This is a genomic window from Halorientalis sp., from assembly GCF_028275115.1.
Taxonomy (GTDB): Archaea; Halobacteriota; Halobacteria; order Halobacteriales; family Haloarculaceae; genus Halorientalis.
On the sequence record NZ_JAQCNH010000127.1, the window covers coordinates 1 to 1943 of the forward strand.

The 1943-nt window shown below is 66.5% G+C and carries 3 protein-coding genes; 1 reads left to right on the top strand and 2 read right to left on the bottom strand.

Going from position 1 to position 1943, the window contains the following annotated elements; translation table 11 throughout:
- Positions 1 to 547, bottom strand: a 547-nt coding sequence (gene truA / locus Q0964_RS16220; protein ID WP_299269653.1) for a tRNA pseudouridine(38-40) synthase TruA, incomplete at its 3' end; no start/stop codon positions are given.
- A gap of 221 nt (positions 548 to 768) precedes the next feature.
- On the opposite strand from truA, the gene Q0964_RS16225 reads away from it, so the two are divergent.
- Complete coding sequence (locus tag Q0964_RS16225) at positions 769 to 1278, top strand: GNAT family N-acetyltransferase (RefSeq protein WP_299269656.1); 510 nt, start codon at positions 769 to 771, stop codon at positions 1276 to 1278.
- Here Q0964_RS16225 and Q0964_RS16230 read toward each other — a convergent pair.
- Positions 1273 to 1943, bottom strand: a 671-nt coding sequence (locus Q0964_RS16230; RefSeq protein ID WP_299269658.1) for an ATP phosphoribosyltransferase regulatory subunit, incomplete at its 5' end; no start/stop codon positions are given. The genes Q0964_RS16225 and Q0964_RS16230 overlap by 6 nt on opposite strands.

Genomic DNA, 1943 nt, shown 5'->3' on the forward strand with positions numbered 1-1943 from the left:
CGAGCAGGCCGACGACCCGGCGGACCAACTGCCGGGCGAAGCCGCCGGCACGCAACCGGACGACCAGCGTGTCGCCGTCCCGCTCGACACTCCCACGCAGCTTCCGGACCGTCCCGTCATCGTCGGGCGTCAGGTTGTGGTAGTCGTGACGGCCACAGAGGTCCGCAAGCGCCGCCGCGGCCAGCGCGTCGTCAGCTTCGGGTGCGTACAGGAAGTACGTGTAGCGGCGCTTTACCGCGTCGTGGGTCGCGTGAAAGTCCTCGGGGACATCGGCACTGGCCCAGACACGGATGTCGGCGGGCAGTTCGCTGTTGAACGCCGCTGGCGTGAGCCAGTCGGGGGTGTCGAACGCGACAGTCTGTGCGACGGCAGAGACGCCGGCATCGGTGCGGCCGGCCGCCGCGTACCCCGCGGGGACCCCACCGCGCTCGCAGACGCCGAGGCGACCGATGCCGGCGAGGAGATTCCCCTCGACCGTCGGTACGTCGGGCTGGCGCTGGAAGCCGTTGTAGGGTCGGCCGTCGTAGGCGACCCGGTAGGCACGCATGGGGCGAGATTTGACGACCGTCCACTTGTGACCCCCGACTTCGTATACGGGTCGACAGAACGATTGATAGAGCCAGACCCCGGCGAATATCTATCAGTGTCGACCCGTATAGCCGGCCAATCAGACGCCACGCAGGCTGGAACGGTCCTGACGGTACGGGGGCCGCGTCACCGATCGGACCCTGCGGCTTTACCAACGTCGGGACCGTAGCTGCTAGCAGAATGCCAGCATCCGCCGGGGACGGTCATCAGTTCCCGCGCCCACCACAGGAGTTCACTGACAGCGAGGATCGAACGGTCCGAATGGTGGCCTACGGCGTCGAGGCCGAGCCGCTGGTATCGATGTACACCGACTTCGACGCTGACTCCCGGTCCCAAGGTGTCCCGCCCAGAAACGAACCCGCCATCCGCGAGTGGGTGGACGGACTGTTGGACGATGGACGCAACGTCGTCGTGTTCCATGACGACCGGCCGGTCGGGCACGCCGTCCTCGTTCCGGTCGACGACGGCAGCGCTGAACTGGCGATCTTCGTCCACCCCGAGTACCAGTCGGCTGGCATCGGGACACGGCTCATCGAGGTACTTCTGGGCCACGGTCAGGCGGAGGGGATCGAACACGTCTGGTTAGCCGTCTCACAGCGCAACCACGTCGCGATGCGTGTCTATCGCTCTGTGGGCTTTGAGACCCGTCTGCGCGAACACGCCGAGATCGAGATGGAACTGGATCTATAGGAAGTCCTCGAAGGTCGGTCGATCGTACTCGCCGGGGAACTCGGCGACGGGAACGGAGACCTGCTCGCCGCCGTCCATCTCTTTTAGCGTCACCTCGTCGTTTTCGAGATCACGCTCGCCGACGATGACCACCGTCTCGGCGTTGACGTTGTCGGCGTACCCCATCTGGGCGCCGAAAGAGCGGTCGGCGACATCGGTCTCGACGACGTGGCCGTTCTTGCGGAGATCGCGGGCGATACGTGCCGCGGTCGGGCGGGTGTCACCCACCTGCAAGACGTAGTAGTCGGTCGACAGCGACTCCTCGGGCCAGACGCCGGCCCGCTCACATAACAGTTGCAGGGTCGCATGGCCCGGTGCGAAACCCACGGCGGGAGTTGGCTGGCCGCCGAACCCCTCGATGAGATCGTCGTAGCGTCCGCCGCCAAAGACAGACCGGGAGACCGCACCAGTCGCGTCGAAACACTCGAAGACGACACCGGTGTAGTAGTCCAGTCCGCGGGCGGTCGACAGCGACAGGGTGAGCTGATCACGCACCCCGAAGTCGTCGGCGGCGTCGAGCACCGCACGGAGGTTCTCGGTCGCCGCGGCCACGTCCTCGGAGCGCTCGGCCAGCACGTCGAGGTCGTCCTCGCCGGTCTCCAGGAGATCGTCGAACTGTGCCGCCG